Genomic DNA, 20966 nt, shown 5'->3' with positions numbered 1-20966 from the left:
ATACCAATCACATTAAATTATTGCCCGTTTCAGTGTGTTTTTTTCACATCAAAAGCGGCTTTGAACAATTGCATATGCACATCTGCAAGTGCATCCATATCGCGTTGATAGCCACCGCCAATAACTGCTGCGACCGGCAAACCTCTTTGCAGACATTGCTCAAATACCAATCGGTCTCGTTGATATACGCCCTCGGTAGTTATGTTTAAATGACCGAGATCATCGTTTTCATGAATATCGACGCCGGCATCATAAATCACCGCATCTACATGGTAACAATTAAGGGCGAGTTGCAACGCCTGCTCAACGGTTTGCAGATACTCGTCATCGTCTAAATGTTTATCCAGGGGAAAATCCATATCGGAATCCTGTTTGCGATATGGGAAGTTTTTCTCGCAATGCAAAGACACGGTAATAATGTCATCCCGGCCTTGTGCCAGTGCCGCAGTGCCATCTCCCTGGTGGACATCGCAATCAAAAATGAGTACCCGGCTGATGTCTTCGCGCTCAAGTAACTGATTAGCAGCAAGGTAAAGGTCGTTAATCATGCAAAAGCCAGAGCCAAAGTTCGCAAATGCATGGTGATAGCCACCGGTAAGGTTAATTGCGATGCCATGTTCATAGGCAAGTTGAGCTGTTAACAAGGTACCGCCAACCGCGGTAAAGGTGCGTCTTACCAATTGCTCAGACCAGGGAAAACCAATGCGGCGCATGGCTTTATGATCGAGTTGATTAGAAACCAGCGCCTGGACATAGTCTTTATCAATTAACGGCGACGCTTTCGTGTGCGGGAACACCTTGGGGGTGTGAAAGCGTTCTGCTGATACACCCTCTGTTATCAAGCGCTCATATATGGTTCGATATTTATCAATGGGAAAGCGATGTCGCGCTGGCAGGTCTAGCTGACTGTATATGGGGTGAAACACCAGTGGAATATCAAATGCTTTCATTAATGCTTAGTATGATCAGGTTGAGCAACCATTGTATATGAGTATCGATACGTTCACACCAGGTAGCAAAGATCAAAAAAGCCCTGGTAACAATACCAGGGCTTATTCCGTCTAAAACGATGTTTAGAGAAACTCTGGTGCTTTGGGCAGATCGCCGCCCCGGGTAACGTAATAAACCCCCGGCTTAACGCCTGTGTTTTCAAAACGACGAACCGACCCAATTGGCGTCGTAAAGTTATCGCCGGCGTTCAATTCAATGGTCTCGCCATCAACGGTAATTGCAAGCTGCCCTTGGTGCACAAAAATTACTTCTTCTTCTGCACGGATATGAGCGGGAATGGTTGCGTCTGGCTCCAACTTCAATGCGCGAACAACAAATCCGTGTTTCCAACCGAGCTTCGAGGCCTTAACCCCCTCTTCTTGGTTAGCACCACCCACTAAAGAAACTTCGCTGACACCAGAAAACTGGCTCAAAATGGTATCCTTCCGCCAGTCAAAATCGCGGGTGCGAATGATAATGTCATTCAACGCATCACTAGATACTACCCGATGCTCATTAATTTGTGCCTGCGTCGTCACTGGCATTGTTTTTTTGCCGTCAGGGACAGTTTCGCCCAAAGTTGTATCGACCAAAGAGCCATCTTCTAACAGTATAAGACCAAAGTCACTGGCCATTTCAAAGACGCTAGGCGCCCACAGAACCCGGCCAGGATCATCACCGCCTAACACAGCATGAAGATAGCCTTTACCGGCATCTACTCCGCTCTCTTCGCCTTTTACGCATTCAAAACCCCGAAAAACATCCATCGGAATCGAAATAATATCCCCAGGCTGTAAGGTAATTCGACCATCGTTTGCATTTACCCCGGTAATAAAATCCCATTCTCCACTTTGCACAACAAAAACTTCTTCGGTCAGGTGACTATGCTGAGAATTAAGACAGTTAGCTGGTTGTCGAGCACCGCCAATATTAAACCCATGGGGTATAGAGATGTGGACATGTTGATCCGGGTTCTCTGCAACGCCCGGACCAATCACCGTAAAGTTTTCTTTTTGATCCGATCCCGGGCTACGAGTATCGATAAACGCATTCGTACAAGGAATTAAATCCTGATAACGTACCACTCTGTTTTCTATAGTCATTAATATTTCCTAATTGTTATTTTAATTATCGGGCTGTCCACCCACCATCGACTTTGATGCTGGTACCGGTAACCATTGCTGACAAGTCACTGAGGAGAAAAATACTGGCATTGGCCACATCTTCTGTGGTTGCCAGCTTCTGCATTGGGATCATGTCAAATACAAACTTTTTAAATTCAGGGTTTGCGAACATGGGTTCGGTCATTGGTGTTAATACAAATGTCGGTGCAACCGTGTTTACGCGAATATTCTCAGTCGCAAGTTCCACTGCCATGGCTTTGCTCAACCCTTCAACACCATGTTTTGAAGCACAATAAAGCGTGCGCCCAGGAGAGCCGACAAAGCCCATTTGAGACGACATATTGACAATTGAACCGCCAGATTTTTGCATCGGAGCTAACGCAGCTTTGGCACAGCGATATAGGCTTTTTATGTTTAAATCGACGACGGCATCAAGGTCGTCATCTAATTGTTCAGTCATTTTCGCGACTCGATTAGTACCAACGTTGTTGATCAGTCCATGCAGTTGTCCGAGGTTTTTCAATCGCTGTAAAAATGCATCCTGGGTCACATCTTCACACCAGATTTCAATGTCGCCGCTGCTATCATCCTTTAATGACAGTAAATCCGATTTGGTGCGAGCGACGGCGATCACGTGCGCCCCGCACTCAGCCGCCATCAAAGCGCAAGCCCTGCCTATGCCCTTTCCAGCACCAGTCACGACAATAGATTTTCCTTTGAGTAGTTCTTTACTGAACCCCATAACGTCACCTTAATTTTTTATTTTGCATTCGAAGTCATTATTAAGTAGGATGCGATCACATTCAAGAAATAATATTAAAATGATCAATAAAAAATCTAATTCGGGAGACAACAAATGATCAATCACCTCAAGAAAGGACCGACTCTAGAAGAGAAAGCAGAGTCAAACAAAAAAGTTCAGACCATTGTTGAAGATATCATTGCCGATATTGAAAAAAATGGTGACCAGGCCGTTAGAAATTACTCAGAAAAGTTCGATAATTGGACTCCGGAGTCATATCGACTTAGCAAAGCTGAAATTGCCGCTTGTTACGAAGAGCTAGACGAACAGGTGATCTCCGACATTCGCTGGGCACAGGAGCAAGTTCGTAATTTTGCGCAGATTCAGCGGGATTCAATGAAAGACGTTGAAGTAGAAACGATTCCTGGTGTGGTTTTGGGTCACAAACATATTCCAATGGAATCCGTCGGTTGTTATGTACCAGGCGGCAAATATCCTTTGGTAGCTTCAGCTCATATGAGTGTAGTTACCGCTAAAGTTGCCGGTGTTAAACGCGTGATCGCCTGTGCCCCACCGTTCGAAGGCAAGCCATCACCAGCGATAGTGGTTGCTATGGACATGGCGGGTGCTGATGAAATCTATTGCTTTGGTGGTGTTCAAGCCGTAGCAGCGATGGCCATAGGTACCGAAACCATCGCCCCGGTTGATATGATTGTCGGCCCGGGTAATGCGTTTGTTGCGGAAGCCAAACGTCAGCTATTTGGCCGAGTTGGAATTGACTTATTCGCCGGACCGACAGAAACATTGGTAATCGCCGATGAAAGTGTCGATGGTGAATTGTGTGCAGCCGACCTATTAGGTCAGGCAGAGCATGGACCAACGTCGCCTGCGGTATTACTAACAAACAGCGAAAAACTTGCCAAAGACACGATGGCAGAAGTAGAACGTCAACTTACCATCCTACCTACCGGTGAAGTTGCAGGCCAGGCATGGAAAGACTTTGGTGAAGTCATTGTTTGCGATACTCATCAAGAAATGCTTCAGGTTGCCAACGAACTGGCGTTTGAGCACGTACAGGTGATGACGGAAAATGTCGATTTCTACAAAGATAACATGCAAAATTTTGGTGCTCTGTTTTTAGGCCCGGAAACCAATGTTTCATATGGTGATAAATGCATTGGTACCAATCACACACTACCAACTAAAAAAGCAGCACGTTATACTGGTGGCCTGTGGGTTGGAAAGTTCATTAAAACCTGTACTTTCCAGAAAGTTACCGAAGAAGCATCAGTGATTGTTGGCAATTATTGTTCGCGCCTTTGTGCCGTTGAAGGATTTGCTGGCCATAAAGAACAAGCTGATATTCGATTAAGAAGATACGAGAAATAACATTGAACAAGAAAAAACGTGTCACCTCCTATGATGTAGCAGAAGCTGCCGGTGTTTCGCAATCGGCTGTTTCACGAGTGTTCCTCAAAGGCAGGAGTGTTTCCAAGAAAACTCGGGAAAAGGTATTAGCAACTGCAAAAGAGTTGGGCTACAAGCCTAATGCCATTGCGCGTATGCTAATAACGAAACGCTCCGGTATGGTGGCCGTTATTCTTTCTTCCAGAGCAAATCTCAACTATCCGGAAGTATTGTCACTGCTTAACAAGCGATTATCGGCAAAGAATGAGCGAGTATTGCTGTTCAACCTTGATGACGCTGATGGCCTTGATGATATCCTCGACCAAATATGGACCTTTCAGGTAGATGGCGTGATTGCTCTGGCGGCACATTTTGATAATGACAGTATCAACCAGTTTAAAGAGCACAACATTCCAGTGGTCTTATACAATCGCCGGGCATCCGGTCATTCTGCCAGTTCCGTTTGTTGTAACCATGAGCAAGGATTAACCGAACTGGTCAACTTGCTTGATGACAATAATCACAAATCTTATTTAATCGTAGGCGGGCCAGAACAGTCTGATGTTGCCCAAGAGCGACTCGAATGTTCGATTTCGGCATTAGCCTCTAAAGGGCATCATAAGGTACCGGTCAAACACGGCGATTATAGTTATGATTCCGGACGAAGAGCTTTTGCTGAATGGATGCAGAAAAACAAAGCACCCACCGCAGTGATTTGTGGTAACGACACCATGGCCATCGGCGTAATCGATGAAGCTCGGGAAAACTTTGGCTTAAAAGTGCCCGAAGATTTATCAGTGGTCGGTTTTGACGGTGTCAATGCTGTTGCCTGGCATAGCTATCGCCTGACCACGATTAAACAACCTCTGGAACAAATGACAAAAGCTGCCGTGGATATACTGTTAGAACAAATTGAATCCCCGGATAACCCGGCTCAATTACGAGTCTGGTCCGGCTCACTCATTCCGGGCAATACTGTTGCCCCAGCTAAACATGAATCCTAAACCATTACTTGTATTTCTTCCCGGTACTCTGTGTACCGGGGCTATCTTCTCCGCGTATTCGAATCACTCACAATATGACTCATTGATTATCGAATTTAGTCATGAGGCCAGCCTTGATGAAATGGCAAATACCGTACTTAGTCAAGTCGGAGATCGCGCATTCATCCCGGTCGGTTTTTCCATGGGTGGCATGGTTGCGTTTGAACTGATCCGCCAGCGTCCTGCACAAATCAACGGCTTGATACTACTCAATAGTAATTGCCTCGCAGATTCGCCTGAGCGCAGCAACGGACGGCAACACCAGCTGCAGTTAGCCAGAGATAAAGGGTTACAGTCACTTTTTCAGGACATCATGTTACCGGTATATTTTGCCAACCCAGAGTGCGAACATGCAAAACTTGTCGTCGAGATGGCGTCTGCATTGGGCATTGCCACCTTTGAGGCACAACTGAATGTGCTGGCTCAACGTCCAGATTCGCTATCGGTGTTGAGTCACTTTCAAAAACCGTCATTAGTCATTGGTTCAGAGCACGACCTCCCCTGCCCGCCAGAGCACCAACAAGTCATGGCATCGGCGCTACCACAAGGTGAGCTGCATATACTCAATCATTGCGGTCATTTTGCGCTTTTAGAGCAAGCCGATGCGATCAAAAACCTTATCAATAACTGGATGGCCCGACATTATGGATAATTTTAAAACCGCTCTGGCTGACAAAAAGCCATTGTTAGGCACTTTCATGAAAACGCCACACCCTCATAACACAGAAGTTATGTCACAGCTGGGATTTAATACTCTGTGTCTGGACGCCGAACATGCGCCATTTGACCGCCGAGATCTAGACAGCTGCATATTGGCGGCGAAAGCCAATAATCAACATATAATTATCCGCACCCCAAATGACCATCACGATACCATTCTGAATGCTCTTGACCTTGGTGCAGATGGTGTATTAATTCCCCATGTAAAAAATGCCTCACAGTTACAAAGCATTATCGATTGCTGTTATTACGGTCCAGGGGGACGCGGATATGCTGGCTCTACCCGTATGGCTGCGTATACCACCCGAGGAATTCAGGAAAACCTTGAGCACAATAAAAATCAAACCACGGTAATAGCGCAAGTAGAGGATCTTGAAGCATTAGATCATATCGATGAAATTTGTCGTATCGAAAAACTTGATTGCCTGTTCATCGGTCGAATGGACCTGACTGTTGCGCTCGGTGAAACCGATGCCAACAGCCCCAAAGTCAAAGATATGGTTAGCAAAATTGTTAACACTGCCAATCATTACAATGTACCTTGTGGGATGTTTATCGCCGATCTCAGTGAACTGGAACACTGGCTAAGCGAAAACGTATCGCTGTTTTTACTCGGCTCTGATCATAGCTTTATGATTGGCGGCGCGAAGCAGCTGCAGCAACGCTTTGAACAGGCGAAACTGGCAAAATGAGTGTAGGTAAAGAATTCATGGGTAAACTTTTGATGTTTGCCGCATTGAGTACACTTTCTGGCTGCCAGGATAAGGCTCTTCAGCAACCATCTTTACCAACAATGAACTGGGCGACGCCTGATACTCCGTCTTTATCTGTGCTGTCTATCGACGCTCTCAGGCAAAGACAATACGGTAGCGAATTTCAATTAATTAACGCCGTTGATTATCAAACCCCTGGTTATCAGTCCTACATGGCTAGCTACAACAGTGATGGCCTGAAGGTGTATGCCCGAATAGATATTCCCGACACACCGATGCCAGATGATGGTTACCCAGTATTGCTGTACAGCCACGGCTGGGTGGGCGAAAAAAATGCGCCTAACTTCAACTTTTTCCTGGATCAGCAAGGTAGTCAGGCAAGGTACATTAGCGCGATGGCAAAACAAGGGCTTATCGTAATAACGCCTGGTTGGCGTGGCCACGGTACTGTCAACGACACTCCAGCAAAGGGCATCGAATTTGTTAATCGCTGGGATAATGCCAGCTATATCAGTCCGATATTTTACGCCATCGATATGCTAAACGCGCTGGATAGCGTGCCGAGTATCGAACAGCTGTTATCGGACAAACAACATATCAACATTAATTCCTCCAAGGTATTTATTGCTGGGCATTCGCAGGGAGGAGATGCAGCACTATTAACACTTGCCATCGCCGGCGAAGGCTCACCAGTGAAAATGTCGATTGCCGGTGCTTCCATATTCGCAGGTTGCTTCCTGCCGCGCATAAAACAGGGCGAGCTATACGGCTCCATGGCGACTAGCCCCCAGGCATTTATGGCAGGTGACGATCAGTGGAACGGCACTGCAACGGGCATCAACGGCGAAATAAACCCAGACTTTCAGTTTCCATTTCCACCTGACTGGATAGGGACAACGGACACTGAGAAATGGACCTGGCAGAAAGATTCCTGGTCCTTGCCAACCGTGCGCGAGGCGTTTGCTAAAAAATATAGTGAAATGTATCAGGTATTAAAAAAGGAAGGATTAAACGTTGGCGATTTTCAGCTTGAAATCGGCGCTGAAGGTCAAACCGTTGTTATACATCCTGAGGCTGTAAAACAGGCTTATCAGGCAACATCAGCCATAGCCTATCCACAGTACCTACAAGAACCCTTAACTCTGCATCATTCTGATCAGGACTACTACTCGCCTTCCTTCTGGAATCAAAAGTTAGTGAAAATAATTAGCGATCATCAAGGTTTTGCGATCAATTACGAATACCCTGAAAACACCCATTCTTTAACCCTATCTCAAAACTCTTGGTTTTCGTCAAAGTCGGCTGAGCCAGGTTTAGAAAAGATGATTGCACGAGATATCAAATGGTTTTCAGAGCTTAGCAAAAAGCCGTAGCACTAATTACGATTGTGCCAAGGCATCGATAAGCGGATTTAATAACTCCTCATATCGTTGCCAGGTACCGATACTGGTATTGTAGATCGGTTGCCGTACCTGCTCCGCACTGGGTGTCATGACAATACGCTCGGTCTTATAAAACTCCTGGGTTTCCTGCTCAAATTCTAATCCAAGAAAGTCCAATAGACGCTGAGTCTGAACCCGCTGGTCTGCAACCGTTTGCTCGTACTCTATCTGCAATATATCTTGCTGGTAATGCCCTTTAAAAAGAGCCATTAATTTTTCATGCTCGCGATAATAATGTCCAAGTGCCTGTAAATCATGGGCATAGCTTTGATTATCATCAAATGGCAATTTAAAAATGGATACACAATTGTCCATCGCCTGACGTTTGCAATAAATAAATTTCGCATCTGGCAGTATCGCTCTGATAAAGCTGACAAAATTATAGTTTAGCGGGTTTTTATCGAGAACAATTTCATGAGAACCAAAGGTGTCCTCAACCCTTTGTTTATACATTGCACCGAGTCTGGTGAGGCTCGAAGACGATAGTTTTTCGAGACAATATGGATACCGGGTTTTCGTTTCCTGTTCAGCAAGTTTCATTAGATCATTGATAAAACCGAGCTCGCCAGCGCCGAACACCCGCGAATGAGATGACAGTATTTGTTCGGTTAAACTGGTCCCTGAACGAGGCATACCAATGATAAATACCGGTTGTATTCCGCTCACGTTACTGCCCTGCGTCTGTTTGGTTAGCAATTGAGTGATCAGCGCTCGATACTTTTCGCTGATATCCGCTCTATAAGGTACTTTTTTCGCTTTCAAAGATTTCCCGGCAACGAAATACTGCATCGCATCTCGATATAGTCGCTGCTTGTCACAATCGACCCCAAGCGCCAGATACAAAGAGGACTTAAACACATCAGGCGTAGTTGGGTCGTCGAGCAATGCTTGGATTTTTGCTTTTTCAGAGCTACTCAGGGACTGCTGCTTGAGCTTGGCTAACTGATAAAAAGAGCTGGCGTGATTAGGCGTATGCTTTAACGCGTTGCGAAAACTCACCGCCGCCTGCTCGAATTCTCCCAATTGCTCCTGCAATACCCCAAAGTGATGATGAGCTTCACTATTGTTCGGTTCCTGGTCAATAACCTGCAATAAACATTGTCTGGCTTGTAAATGCTCTCCCAGCTGTTTCAGCGCTGTCGACAGGTTCACTCTGGCAACAATATTGTTGTCCAGTGCAATTGCCCGGTTAAAACTGCTCTTTGCCGCCAGATACTGGCCCATGAGCAATTCGATTTCGCCCTGAATATTGGCAAAGTAGCTATTCTTGGTTTCAAGTTTTTGCGCCCCAATAATGGCCTTTAATGCCAGAGAATGTTCACCGATTTCTTTCAGTGATTGCGCAAAGTTGGATAAACATTCTGGATATTCAGGTGCGATTTTTAACGCGTTGTCGAAACAGCTTGCTGCTTGTGAGTGCAGATCCTGAGCTGCAAAGACATTACCCAGGTTATTCAAAACCACTGGCTGCCTAGGATTTATTTTCAACGATTGCTCAAGGTGCAGCTGAGCGTTTTTCCAGTCATGGGTATCTTTGAATGCCAGACCAAGATTGGCATGAGTCTCTGGATCCTGATGGTTTACGGTTAACGCCTGGTTTAAAACCTCAATGGCCGATTTCGGATTTGATAATTGCAGATAGGTGACACCTAAAAGGTTTAAGGCAAATTCATTGTCAGGATGTGTTGTCAGAATGTCCTGAAAGCATTTTTCTGCCTGTTCAGGATGCTGATTTTGCAACAACTGAAAGCCTTGTTCTAATTGTTTAACAACTTTTTGGTCCATAAAACCTGATCACCTTACCTTTTCACTAAGCTAACGCTTTATCCGAGAACAAATATCCGCTTGTACAACGAAAAAAGGGCCTACGAATAGGCCCAAAGTTTAACACAAGGAAACAAAGAGGTTAGAAGTTGTATCCAAAGCGAATGCCCATATTTCTTGGCGCTGCATAGTCATACGCCACTCGGGCACGGCTGAGAATTTCCGTGTAGGTCTGAATTAACTCGTCGGTGGCATTATTAACATATGCCTGGACCGTAAAGTCACCATCAACAGATTCCCACTTAACAGAAAGGTCTACTTTGGCATATGCATCCTGTTCACCGAAGAATGCCGGCGCGCGGTTCGTCATGTAGCCACTATTGTAATAGGTATGAACGTAAGGCTTGATAGTACCCATATCACCTAAATCAAAGAAGTAAGAGACGCCTACGCCAACGGTCAGGTCAGGAGTATACGGAGTGTTTTCACCGTCCATTACAAAACCGAAACCACCATCTATCACTTCTGAGCCAATCGGTTTAACAGGATTACCGTCAGAATCATTAATCACTAAATTACCCGCATTAACGACAAATTCATCATATTCAGACATGTCCACAGACACACCAAAATCGACTACTAAGTCATCAGTCACATCCCAGAAACCTTCCAGTTCAATACCACGAGAATTGATAGAACCGCCTGGTACTTGAGTCGCCACGGCAACACCGGTATCACCCTGCTCGATGAACGCGGTCGTGGTTAAACCTTCATATTTAGCATTAAAGATGGCTCCATTCAGTCGGAAGTCACCGTCGAACAACGTTGATTTAAATCCAGCTTCATAAGATTTATTGGTTTGCGGATCCAATAGCTTCTGCGTTGCCGCATCAGTTGCACCGGCGATATAAGCGGTAGAGTATGACGCGTATACCATGACATCGTCATTTATCTGGTAATCGACGCCAAGGCGATAATCCATATTTTCATCTTTACCTACCTCAGTAGGCAAAGCGTCTCCGTTACCATCAACGTATGTAAAGCTAGGTAATTCAGGTCCAAGATAATCATCCCAATTTCCCCATCCTAACGAACCGGCAAGAGAGTTAGAGCGCTGCGATTGACGATCATCTTCGGTGTAACGGATACCGGCAGTGGCATTAAGCTTGTCTGTTAATGAATAGGTAGCCTGACCATATAGGGCGGTTGATTTTGTACCACCACGACCTTCACGATTCCAGTAGGCCCAGGAAGGGGTTTCCGGGGTTGCACCAGCGTAGGCATACCAGGATTCGGTTAAGCTTCCGAATAAATAAGCCGATTTGTTATCTGGATCCTGACTATCGAAGTAGTAGGCACCCAAGGTATATTGCAACGGCCCGTCAAATGTAGAGGAGATAGTGAAATCAACCTGCTCAGATTTTGTCGTGCCATATGTACCATCGACCCAAGACGCCATCGAAGAAAACTCCGCATCCATCAGGTTAATCGCCTGATAATCAAATGCTGCAGCGTTCAATACCAGGCTATGGTTCGCAACTTCCCAGTCAATATTTAAATAAACCGCGGTTTCTTCCAATTCACGAATTGGCGTGTAATCGTAATCTATCTTACGCGGGTCGCTAACAATTGAAGCCGATGCATCACCAGCACAGACATTACCGGCTTGTGAACGGCCACCGGCTCTATCCGGTTCGCCTTCACAGCCTACGTAAATCCCCATACGCGGGTCTAAATAGCCATCAATGGCATTAATTTTGGTCGGGTCATTTTTATCCAGGGGGATCCCTGCAGCTTTATATGCCCAGTTCAAGCTTCCATTACCAGTATCTTTCCAGTGCGACATGGTCAGATTGATTGACAGATCATCGGTAGGAGTAAACAAAAGCTGACCACGTACATAGGTGTAGTCGGAGTCTTTCAGATCGCCATCAGGGTTATTGATATTCTCAACATAGCCATCACGTTGTTCATCGGCAGCCGTTAGTCGGAACGCAACCTTGTCACCAAGCGGGACATTAACAAAACCCTCGGTTTTCAATAACCCATAATCGCCAACTGTAATAGCTGCACCAAAGTCAAACTCTTCCGTGTCTGGCTTTTTAGTGATCACGTTAATCAAACCACCAAACGTATTACGACCAAACAAGGTACCCTGCGGACCACGCAGGGCTTCGATGCGCTCAACATCCATATAGCCTGCAAGTGCCTGACCAGTAGTTGGTAAGTACATATTGTTATGATAAATCGGTACCGCAATATCTGTGGTACCGGCACTACCCGCACCACGCAAAATAACCTGCGGGTTGTTACCAAAACTGGCAACCGTCACACCAGGAATCGCTTTTTCAATTGACAGGATGTCGGTAATTTGCATATCGACTAGTTCATCGCCACCGATAGCAGTAACCGCCAATGGTACTTCCTGAATACTGGTTACACGCTTCGTTGCAGTAACTTCAATTTTTTCGATATCCTGCTCAGATTCATTCTCGGCAAGAGCGTTACCCGCCAGCAGAGCATTGGCAACGGCTAACGCGACCGTTGTTTTAAAGAGATTCTTAGGTTTTCTATTCATTATTTTTTTCCCGAAGCAATTTCTAATTAGCAAAGACCATATGTTCTGCGTGCCAAAACCTTAACCGTTCTGGCGATGATGCTTATCGCCGCTTTGTCGTTGATAAGCAACAGCTACCTCAGCGTTGGTCCTGACCCTGGCTATTGACCTGGTTGGGTTGCCCAACCATCGTCTTCACGTCTAACAATTTTGATCCGCTATGTCGTTTTAATTTCTATATCGCGGACACAACAAAAAGTACTTCGAAATCATTTTAATATCAACCAAAAATTTATTAACACTTCTGCAACAAACCCTATGTATAGCTAAGCAAATACAAGAAAGGTAAAAATAAGGGCGAAAAAACATAATGATAAAATGCCTGGCACTGACTCATTTAGTGACTTCGAAGTCAATCAAACTCAGTGGATTTATCGAAAAAAGACATACAAAGTTATATTATTCAATGGGTAAGCTAAGAGCTCTGAATGAATTGAAGTACTCGACTGCGAAACAGCAAATTAAACCCAGAAGCTTATGAATCACAAAATTGCATCTCTTAGCTGCTGCATTTCTGTTAAAAATATTTTTAAAAATTTACCAAAAATATTATTCATGCAGCGCTTAATAAAGTTCGAGGAGTAAAATATCCCGGCTACAGATTTGTCGAAAACAACAAAATAATTGTTATATTGTGCCACTTTACGTAGATAGCGACATTAAGAGCTTTAGACAGAGATAGTCGCTAAATTTCCTGAGGCTGAGACATGAGAAATGCATATAAGAATTTACATCGCATTTCTCAATGAATAGATGGCGCCTGTTTACGAACAAGCACCATTTGCAGAGAGTTTATCGAATAGATTTAGCCTTGTTAAATTCTCGCATTCGGGCAAGCACATCAACCCCTAGCTGCTGGTAAACCGAGAGCATATCAATCAGCACCCAGTTCTCGCGAATAAGATCGTCCTCGACTCGCCAAAAATCCAGGCTGCGCATACTTATTTTTTGATCCCCGGGAGCGATCCCAAGCCAGCCAGAACCACTAACCGTCATGTACATACCTGGCCAGGCGGTGAATGCGGTATAATTACCGTCCGCAAAAACATGTCCCGCGTGCGGGTCCCCTACTCTGTCAGGTAAACCATTTAGAAAAGGGATTTGGTGCCAGTTTCTAAAGCCGCTAATGGTTCTCGCTGTACCTATCCCCGAAGGTCCGTACCACGAACAACGAGGATGCCAATACTTTTCGAGCTGCATTGCTTCAACACCGCCAGACGCATAATTACCAAGGGCTACACACATATCGGTAACGACTTGTTGTGCATGCTCCGACAGGGAAGGATTTCTCGGTGTGAGAGACAAGCCGTCCTGACTTGCAGGTCCAGGGACATGCCACTCTCTACCAAGACTCGGTACCATCGGCCAGGCTTTGGCCTGCATCATTAATTCGGGTATATCCCAAATGCCCTGAAACTCAATTACCTTACCATTTTCGAATTTGTAAAATTCATGAAAACGCATTGAAACCATGTGGCCAGTGGCTGGAATATCTAACCAGGGTTGAGTAAACGTGCCACAATAATATCCACAACAGCCGACCCATTCTTCACCTTTGTCAGTTGGACCGGACATGATAATGGTATCGCGACGCTCCAGATCCGGTATTGCGTCTGACAAAGGTTTCAAAGCGCTGTCAAACAGACCTTTGCCGCCTTCAAGATCTTCAAATGGAAAGCAAAGCTGAACTTTAGCATTCTCTGCAAACAAGCTTGTTAGGAAATCCCGCACATCGGTTGCGTCAAAGTTATATTGAAGCTTACTCAGGAGATGGATTTTTTGTTTATTTTGCTGATGGTTCTGTGTCATTTATTTTCCTTGAAAAAGCGTTTTATATATCCGATATCAATCGCCATTGCGTCATTAAAATCTTTGCCACTGAGCATATGTTTATCGCTTTGATAAGCGCCATAATACAATTCCAGTTCTGGGAACTGCTGTCGGTAATACTCACTGTTTTGAATCGGCGTCGTCTTATCTTGAACGCCGTGGTGAATAATAAAAGGAACCTCTGTCACGGTTGTTTTATCCTGCTCGAACCGATAAGAAGCAGACGACCATAAAGAGACCAGCCTAACCTTATCCGCCAACTGGTTTCCCGCATAAAAGGCGATTGGTGCGCCCATTGAGTGACCGGCAATAACAATATTATCGAGCGATTCCCCCCTATAGTTCTCAAATGCGCTTACCGCCGCAATCAAATCGCTGGCATAGTAGCGTTCAGGAAAGTCATACTTACCCGCCTGATGGGTAAACTCAAACCCCTCGGAGTCATTATGACCTCGGTAATCTGGCACCAGAACATTAAATCCTGCCAGCCCATAGGCCTCTACCCATTGGCGATAATAATCTCCCGGACGTTTAGATATTTCAGGGGAAGTTTTACCATACATAGGTGGATTTGGATGAAAACCATGGGCAAGCAAGACCAAATCGCGATTTTCAAGACCTTGCTCACTACCAATGATCAATAGCCCGTATTGATGCAACCCCTGATGTTCGAATTCCAGTAAATAACGCGATAGCCCCTGGCTATTGTCAGCAAGCTTGTGCAGTTCAACGGCGCTCATTGGCGAGCAATACAGTAGGCAGGAAAACCAGATAATACGCCACATGATTTACTTATTCCGTTACCGGATTATAAATTGCAGCCGTTCGTTCTAAAATATCGACCCCCTGTTGTTTCAACCAGTACGGGATATCGATTAGCACCCAGTTTTCCAACAGTTTATCGCCTTCACGGTAATAAACATCAACCACTCTCATATCCGCACGAACGTCGCCACTAGGTAACCCCATAAATCCACCTTTGGCTTTATTGGATAAATTTGGCCAACCAAAGAAACAGGCAAACTGACCTTCCGCAAATCGGCATACATGGCCATTAAAGACTTTATCCGTCAATCCTTCTCTAAACGGATACATGTGTTGTTGTTGATATCGCTCAATCGTGTACGTAGCTCCGATTCCGGCAGGACCATACCAACTCATATTATCGTGCCAATTCTTCTGCATCACCTCAGGGCCGGCGCGATCATTGTCGGTCTGATTAAGTTTGCTTAAATCATCAATCATGGTGTTTAACACCAACATCGTCTTCTCTGCCTCATCGGGTTGTTGTTCATCAAACAGCAGACCGTTGTGATGTCTGGGTCCGGGATAAACAAAGGATGCCCCGGTTTGAGGAGGTAAAGGATTTATCCCTAATTGATGCATAAAGCCGATGATATCGAGCCATAAACCTGTTTTGGTAATTTTGCCGTTTTCAACACAGTTAAACTCAGCGTAACGCAACATCACCAGTTTGCGGCTGGCACGGATCCCTAGCCAGTCGCAATCGAACAGCCCCATGAAATGCCCCATACTCATCACCCAGGTTTCGCCCTGAATTTCACTTTGTCCGGCCATAAAAACATCCTGGCGGCGTTGTAATTGACTAAATGCCCGGTATATCGGCTGCCAGACTTTTTCACTAACCTCACTCAAATCATCGATTTTGTTAAATGGATAGACTCCATAAAATTCGTAGTCTTTAGCCATATACGCAGCCTGAACCTGCTGTAGGTTTTCAGCCGTCGCTTGCTCCATCGCTTCAAAATACTGTAATACATAGGCTTTTTCGTTTTGAAAATTTGTCATTCGAACGGATTCACTAAGTTGTAATAATTAAATGTTTAAAAGAATGCTATTTACTAATGACTTCGAAGTCAATTGATAATATGATGCATCCAGCTAATCAATAAATATAACGATAAAAATGGGAAGTAACAGCAAGTCATGATTGAATTTGGCGCATTAAACTGGAGCATTTTGATCGCGTATATCATCGCGAATCTGGCATTAGGCCTGGTTATCGGAAAAAAAATCAAATCCGACCAGGACTTTTATCTTGGACAAAAAACCACCCCCTGGTGGGCAATTGGTATTTCCGTTGTGGCAACCTATGTAAGTGCCATGACATTTCTGGGCGCACCTGCCTGGGCATACAAAGAAGGGTTAAGTGTGATCGCGATTCATCTTAACTACCCTTTGGTGATCATGGCGGTGATTATTTTCTTCTTTCCGTTCTTTTATAACGCTGGCGTTGCCTCCATTTATGAGTATCAGGAAAAACGATTTGGTAAACGCGCCAGAGCATTAATTTCTTCAATCTGGCTGGTATCGCAAACCATGTCCTCTGCGGCAGTGCTATATGCAACGTCTGTAGTATTAAGCTTTATAACCGGCATAGATGTCATCGCTGCAATTGTTATCGTGACAGTTATTGCTTTGGTCTATACGGTCCTGGGTGGAATTACCGCGGTGATCTGGACCGATGTAATTCAGTCGGTCATTTTATTTGTTGGTGCCGGTATTATTTTCTATGCGCTTACCAACGAGAGTGATTTCTCGGTAATGGATTCACTGGCACAATTAAAGGCAGAAGGTAAACTCAATCCCCTCTTGACTGATTGGGACTTTACCGCCACTACGACTGTCTGGAGTGGTATTATCGCAATGACGCTCTATCATACGACCGTCTATGGTACCAATCAGATGATGGTTCAGCGTACTCTTGCAGCGAAAAACATAGGTGATGCGAAAAAGTCTTACTTATTAATGGGTTTTGCCGCTTTCTTTATCTACTTGTTCTTTATTATTCTGGGCGTGCTATTTTACAGCTATTATCAGGGCAAGCCTTTTGATAATGACAATACCATAATCCTGCAATTTGCGGCCGACTATGGCATGCCAGGGTTAATGGGGATAATCGCCGCAGCAGTAATGGCAGCATCGATGTCGAGCCTGGATTCAGCGTTCAATTCCCTGTCGACCGTTTCAACCATCGATTTCTATAAAAAGTACTTTAAGAAAAATCAATCGGAAGCCCATTACCTGAAAGTATCCCGTTTCTTCACCTTATTCTGGGCACTGTTAATCATATTCCCGGCAATTATGTATCACTTACACAGTACCGGCTCTATTTTAGAAGTGCTGAGTAAAGTTGGCTCCTACTTTGTTGGTGCTCAGCTGGGTATGTTTGCGCTTGGATTCTTTTCCAAACAAGCCACCGAAAACGGTCTTTTGGTAGGTACACTTACCGGTTTTATTGTTGTCGCAGCAGTGGCTATCGGCACCGATATTGCCTGGCCGTGGTACTGTCTTATCGGCGCAGGCGTTAATGGCATTGTGACCTTGATTGCGAGTCGTTTGATCGATGGTAAGCAGGAAATCCTTTCGGAGTACACCATAAAAGGACAACAACTTAAGTTTGCCCGAGAAGGTCTTGCCGAAAAAGAGAATGGTTGGTATCGGGTACCAGGAAAAGTCGATCCGATTAACTACTGGCTGTTTGCCTTCTTTATCGCCACCTTACTGTTCCTTGGCGGCTTACAGTTCATGGTTTAAGGAGTTAACACATGTCTATCATCAATCAGTTTTATCAAGCCCTGGACAAGCAACAGCGTTTGTCTGATGTCGCCTGTGAAGATATGCGCCTGCACGCCTCCTACCCTATCGATACAATTCAGGGGTATTCAGAGCTGCAAAAGCAATACTGGCAGTTACTTAAAACTGCATTGCCCGACATTCAGCGCAAAGCGTTTATCGAGTTTTCCAGTGACTATGAAGGCAGTACCTGGATTGCAGCGACAGGCTATTTTGTCGGTACCTTTAAAGCGCCGTTACTGAATATCAGAGCCACGCAAAAGACCTTATACCTGCGCTTTACCGAGCTAGTGAAACTAGAACAAGGTAAAATCAAGGATTACTACATTATTCTCGATTTTCTCGATGTAATGAATCAAGCCGGTGTCAATCCGCTTCGCAAAAGCTTAGGGCATGATGGGCTGATCATGCCGCCTTCGACGATGGACGGCTTAAATCCGCCTGAGGAATCCCCTGAGCAGGCAAATGCATCAGAGCAGCTGGTTATGAACATGCTTGATGAACTGGGTCGTTTCGATGGCAAGTCACTGCAAAGCATGAAACTAGAAAACTACTGGCATCCTGATTTTATGTGGTATGGCCCGGCAGGTATCGGCACGACGCGCGGTATCGAAGGGTTTCGTCGCCACCATCAAGGTCCATTTGTTTTTAGCTTCCCTGACCGCGTAGTTGACCATAAAGCTACCATCGTAAAGCAAGGGAATTACGTTGCAACGGGCGGCTGGCCACATATGCACGGCAGTCACTTGGCTGGCGGCTGGTTGGGATTACCGCCAAGTGGCAAGAATCTAGAATTACGGGTTATGGATATTTGGCGCCGCGAAGGCAGCCTACTGGTCGAGAACTGGGTTGGCATTGATATCATTCATATGTGCAAGCAAATGGGACTCGATGTCTTCGCGATAATGAATGACACATTCAATCAAGCGCACTCTTAATGCCAATTAACTAAAACATAACTTATTGATTTGACTTAAAATGACTTCGAAGTCATGATTTATTGGAAGATAACAAGAATTTTATCATTATGTCGCAGCAAAAGGTTACACAACTTTACTGGAAAAACTTACCTGAGCTCTTATCGCCTGAAGGTAACAAAGTACAGACTTTAAAAGGGTTTGATCCCGAATTTATCGATATTGTCGATTACATTATTCGTATAACCCACCGAATCTGGGAACAAAAGAATATCGGCCTGTGTGTAGATTATTACGGCGAATACTGTCCGGTGCACACGTTAGGTGGTTACTCCGATGACGTTGAAACTGTGGTGAAGAACACCCTAAAAACCATAGGTGCTTTCCCCGATCGCTCGTTAATTGGCGAAAACGTAATTTGGCGGGATCTGGGAGAAGAGTATGGCTATTACTCTTCGCACCGCATTACCAGTATCATGACCAATAAAGGCCCTTCTGAATTTGGGCCTGCTACCGGAAAAACCGGCCGGGTTACGACCATCGCTGACTGTATCTGTTATGAAAATAAAATCGTCTACGAATGGTTAATGCGGGATAACAGTTTCTTGGTTAAACAGCTAGGTCTTGATGTTCTTGAAGCTGCGCATCATTTCGCACAATTACCCGACAATGCCACATTCGAGCAATGGCGTCAGAATGAGATTAAACGAGTCAAAGCCGGGGAGCCCAGTGAACACCAATGGCCGACGAAAATTGCTGATAATGCATTGGCAATAGCAAACCGCTGGATTGATCAATTATTCAATCAAAAATCCTTTAGCCATGCGGCCGAGTTATATCACCTGAATGCAAAAGTGCAATGGCCAGGCGGCGTGGAAGCAGTTGGCATTCCTGGTATTAAAGGCGTTCTGATTCGCTTTTTATCGCAGGTACCGGACGCCAGAGCTACCGTTGATCACGTAGGTGTTACTGATTTTGAAGACAAAGGCGAGGATATCGCTATTCGCTGGTCGATTGCCGGTACATTTCATTCCGGCGACTCTAAGCTGAGTAAATTTAACGGTCAGGATTACTTTGTTTTAGCATCGACGCACTTGCGCATTATTGACAATAAAATACAACAGGAATGGACAGTGTTTGACGAAGTCGCAGCCTATGCCAACTTGATTAAAGATTATCAACGTGCAAATGCAGATACAGGAGTCGCATCATGTTAACAGCCTTGATCAACACTTTTTGTCGTGGCGATATTGCGGTGTTTACAGACAACCTGCTGCACTCGTCAGCCTGGCAGCAACACAACAAAAACCACTATGGCGAAGATCAGCTTCGCTCGGTGCCTCAACACTGGTTATCTATTGCAGGCCGCTGTGAATTAAAACAAACGAAAATGATTCACCAGGATCAATTCATGGCCATTGATCTGACATTTATACAACCGGTAACCAATAAAGATATTCACTACACGTTTTGGCTTGAAACCAATAACAAAGTGATAAAATCTGCATCTGCCACCATAGACACGCTCGCGTTGGCGGACGCCTCTGGAATTGACGAAGCTTCATTAATAAAACAGTTGCCGACACCGGACCCTCTGATCATTGCCGATTACGATCAGCAGGACCATCTGCAATCGGAATTAGTGAAGCCGTCGAGTATTTGTAACGCTGACTCTTCAACCAGCCAATTGCTTGATCTGTGGTGGTCTGTGTGGGCGAAAAGTGAGTTGCACACCATACAACAGGTTTACGACGAAAATGCAAAAATCAAACTGCCAACTATTGAAAGCGAAGTGAATGGCGATGGACTGTTTGATTTTGTACTTGCTAAATTTAATCACCTTACCCGTGTCTTTGTGCAACTTGAACACGTCATCGTTGAGCAAAATAAGGCTGCAGTTAAATGGTATCTTGATGGCGACGATGCGGGACAACGGATCCGTGTGCCAATGACAACACTGCTTAACTTTCACCATGGCAAGGTTAACGAAGAGCTCACCACTACCGATGTATTGGCATTCCAGAAACGCTTTCCGGCTTCAACGCTGTTTGACCGCTAAC

Annotated in this window: 17 protein-coding genes; 9 read left to right on the top strand and 8 right to left on the bottom strand. The window is 45.0% G+C overall.

Annotation, left to right across the window (positions count from 1 at the left end):
• Nucleotides 1-29 precede the first annotated feature (29 nt).
• The 3 genes from FNC98_RS06435 to FNC98_RS06425 all read right to left on the bottom strand — a co-directional run bounded on the left by FNC98_RS06435 (nt 30) and on the right by FNC98_RS06425 (nt 2856).
• Nucleotides 30-950, bottom strand: coding sequence for a histone deacetylase (locus FNC98_RS06435; protein WP_143580474.1), 921 nt, complete (start codon nt 948-950; stop codon nt 30-32).
• A 123-nt stretch (nt 951-1073) separates the two neighbouring features.
• Complete coding sequence (locus FNC98_RS06430) at nt 1074-2093, bottom strand: cupin domain-containing protein (protein ID WP_143580473.1); 1020 nt, start codon at nt 2091-2093, stop codon at nt 1074-1076.
• Nucleotides 2094-2118: 25 nt separating this feature from the next.
• Complete coding sequence (locus FNC98_RS06425) at nt 2119-2856, bottom strand: SDR family NAD(P)-dependent oxidoreductase (protein WP_143580472.1); 738 nt, start codon at nt 2854-2856, stop codon at nt 2119-2121.
• Nucleotides 2857-2970: 114 nt separating this feature from the next.
• Here FNC98_RS06425 and hisD point away from each other — a divergent pair, with 114 nt between their 5' ends.
• Genes hisD through FNC98_RS06400 form a run of 5 tightly spaced genes read left to right on the top strand, consistent with a single transcriptional unit; the run spans nt 2971 to nt 8112 of the window.
• Nucleotides 2971-4245 carry a histidinol dehydrogenase gene (gene hisD / locus FNC98_RS06420; protein WP_143580471.1) on the top strand — a complete coding sequence of 425 codons (1275 nt, stop codon included), beginning with the start codon at nt 2971-2973 and terminating at the stop codon, nt 4243-4245.
• A 2-nt stretch (nt 4246-4247) separates the two neighbouring features.
• Nucleotides 4248-5267 carry a LacI family DNA-binding transcriptional regulator gene (locus FNC98_RS06415; RefSeq protein ID WP_143580470.1) on the top strand — a complete coding sequence of 340 codons (1020 nt, stop codon included), beginning with the start codon at nt 4248-4250 and terminating at the stop codon, nt 5265-5267.
• Nucleotides 5257-5958, top strand: coding sequence for an alpha/beta fold hydrolase (locus tag FNC98_RS06410; protein ID WP_143580469.1), 702 nt, complete (start codon nt 5257-5259; stop codon nt 5956-5958). The genes FNC98_RS06415 and FNC98_RS06410 overlap by 11 nt, the downstream gene beginning before the upstream one ends.
• A complete protein-coding gene (locus FNC98_RS06405; protein ID WP_143580468.1) occupies nt 5951-6718 on the top strand; it encodes an HpcH/HpaI aldolase family protein in 768 nt (255 codons plus the stop codon). Before FNC98_RS06410 ends, FNC98_RS06405 begins: the two co-directional genes overlap by 8 nt.
• Nucleotides 6715-8112, top strand: coding sequence for an alpha/beta hydrolase family protein (locus tag FNC98_RS06400; protein WP_260680514.1), 1398 nt, complete (start codon nt 6715-6717; stop codon nt 8110-8112). Before FNC98_RS06405 ends, FNC98_RS06400 begins: the two co-directional genes overlap by 4 nt.
• A gap of 6 nt (nt 8113-8118) precedes the next feature.
• Here the strand turns inward: FNC98_RS06400 and FNC98_RS06395 are convergent, their stop codons facing one another.
• The 5 genes from FNC98_RS06395 to FNC98_RS06375 all read right to left on the bottom strand — a co-directional run bounded on the left by FNC98_RS06395 (nt 8119) and on the right by FNC98_RS06375 (nt 16201).
• The gene (locus FNC98_RS06395; RefSeq protein ID WP_143580467.1) at nt 8119-9966 is read right to left on the bottom strand and encodes a tetratricopeptide repeat-containing sulfotransferase family protein; all 1848 of its coding nucleotides are present in this window, start codon (nt 9964-9966) and stop codon (nt 8119-8121) included.
• 121 nt (nt 9967-10087) lie between these two features.
• Complete coding sequence (locus FNC98_RS06390) at nt 10088-12523, bottom strand: TonB-dependent siderophore receptor (RefSeq protein ID WP_143580466.1); 2436 nt, start codon at nt 12521-12523, stop codon at nt 10088-10090.
• An 831-nt stretch (nt 12524-13354) separates the two neighbouring features.
• Complete coding sequence (locus FNC98_RS06385; RefSeq protein WP_143580465.1) at nt 13355-14371, bottom strand: ester cyclase; 1017 nt, start codon at nt 14369-14371, stop codon at nt 13355-13357.
• Nucleotides 14368-15177 (bottom strand): alpha/beta hydrolase, encoded by an 810-nt coding sequence (locus tag FNC98_RS06380; RefSeq protein WP_143580464.1) that lies wholly within the window; start codon nt 15175-15177, stop codon nt 14368-14370. Before FNC98_RS06380 ends, FNC98_RS06385 begins: the two co-directional genes overlap by 4 nt.
• A 7-nt stretch (nt 15178-15184) precedes the next feature.
• The gene (locus FNC98_RS06375; RefSeq protein WP_143580463.1) at nt 15185-16201 is read right to left on the bottom strand and encodes a nuclear transport factor 2 family protein; all 1017 of its coding nucleotides are present in this window, start codon (nt 16199-16201) and stop codon (nt 15185-15187) included.
• Nucleotides 16202-16339: 138 nt separating this feature from the next.
• Here FNC98_RS06375 and FNC98_RS06370 point away from each other — a divergent pair, with 138 nt between their 5' ends.
• The 4 genes from FNC98_RS06370 to FNC98_RS06355 all read left to right on the top strand — a co-directional run bounded on the left by FNC98_RS06370 (nt 16340) and on the right by FNC98_RS06355 (nt 20965).
• Nucleotides 16340-17950 (top strand): sodium:solute symporter, encoded by a 1611-nt coding sequence (locus tag FNC98_RS06370; protein ID WP_143580462.1) that lies wholly within the window; start codon nt 16340-16342, stop codon nt 17948-17950.
• Between the two features lie 11 nt (nt 17951-17961).
• Nucleotides 17962-18927, top strand: coding sequence for an ester cyclase (locus tag FNC98_RS06365; RefSeq protein ID WP_143580461.1), 966 nt, complete (start codon nt 17962-17964; stop codon nt 18925-18927).
• 89 nt (nt 18928-19016) lie between these two features.
• Entirely contained in the window at nt 19017-20123 is a 1107-nt protein-coding gene (locus tag FNC98_RS06360; protein ID WP_143580460.1) for an ester cyclase, read from the top strand.
• Entirely contained in the window at nt 20117-20965 is an 849-nt protein-coding gene (locus FNC98_RS06355) for a nuclear transport factor 2 family protein (protein WP_143580459.1), read from the top strand. Before FNC98_RS06360 ends, FNC98_RS06355 begins: the two co-directional genes overlap by 7 nt.
• Nucleotide 20966 lies beyond the last annotated feature (1 nt).

Origin of the sequence: Thalassotalea sp. PS06 (genome assembly GCF_007197775.1) — a bacterium.
Taxonomy (GTDB): Bacteria; Pseudomonadota; Gammaproteobacteria; order Enterobacterales; family Alteromonadaceae; genus Thalassotalea_A.
Note: the sequence above shows the minus strand (reverse complement) of the source record. Positions and strands in the feature narration are given on the sequence as shown.

Coding starts and splice junctions, on each gene's coding strand:
- FNC98_RS06435 (WP_143580474.1), bottom strand. CDS start 950: ATGAAAGCATTTGATATTCCACTGGTGTTTCACCCCATATACAGTCAG.
- FNC98_RS06430 (WP_143580473.1), bottom strand. CDS start 2,093: ATGACTATAGAAAACAGAGTGGTACGTTATCAGGATTTAATTCCTTGT.
- FNC98_RS06425 (WP_143580472.1), bottom strand. CDS start 2,856: ATGGGGTTCAGTAAAGAACTACTCAAAGGAAAATCTATTGTCGTGACT.
- hisD (WP_143580471.1), top strand. CDS start 2,971: ATGATCAATCACCTCAAGAAAGGACCGACTCTAGAAGAGAAAGCAGAG.
- FNC98_RS06410 (WP_143580469.1), top strand. CDS start 5,257: ATGAATCCTAAACCATTACTTGTATTTCTTCCCGGTACTCTGTGTACC.
- FNC98_RS06405 (WP_143580468.1), top strand. CDS start 5,951: ATGGATAATTTTAAAACCGCTCTGGCTGACAAAAAGCCATTGTTAGGC.
- FNC98_RS06400 (WP_260680514.1), top strand. CDS start 6,715: ATGAGTGTAGGTAAAGAATTCATGGGTAAACTTTTGATGTTTGCCGCA.
- FNC98_RS06395 (WP_143580467.1), bottom strand. CDS start 9,966: ATGGACCAAAAAGTTGTTAAACAATTAGAACAAGGCTTTCAGTTGTTG.
- FNC98_RS06390 (WP_143580466.1), bottom strand. CDS start 12,523: ATGAATAGAAAACCTAAGAATCTCTTTAAAACAACGGTCGCGTTAGCC.
- FNC98_RS06385 (WP_143580465.1), bottom strand. CDS start 14,371: ATGACACAGAACCATCAGCAAAATAAACAAAAAATCCATCTCCTGAGT.
- FNC98_RS06380 (WP_143580464.1), bottom strand. CDS start 15,177: ATGTGGCGTATTATCTGGTTTTCCTGCCTACTGTATTGCTCGCCAATG.
- FNC98_RS06375 (WP_143580463.1), bottom strand. CDS start 16,201: ATGACAAATTTTCAAAACGAAAAAGCCTATGTATTACAGTATTTTGAA.
- FNC98_RS06370 (WP_143580462.1), top strand. CDS start 16,340: ATGATTGAATTTGGCGCATTAAACTGGAGCATTTTGATCGCGTATATC.
- FNC98_RS06365 (WP_143580461.1), top strand. CDS start 17,962: ATGTCTATCATCAATCAGTTTTATCAAGCCCTGGACAAGCAACAGCGT.
- FNC98_RS06360 (WP_143580460.1), top strand. CDS start 19,017: ATGTCGCAGCAAAAGGTTACACAACTTTACTGGAAAAACTTACCTGAG.
- FNC98_RS06355 (WP_143580459.1), top strand. CDS start 20,117: ATGTTAACAGCCTTGATCAACACTTTTTGTCGTGGCGATATTGCGGTG.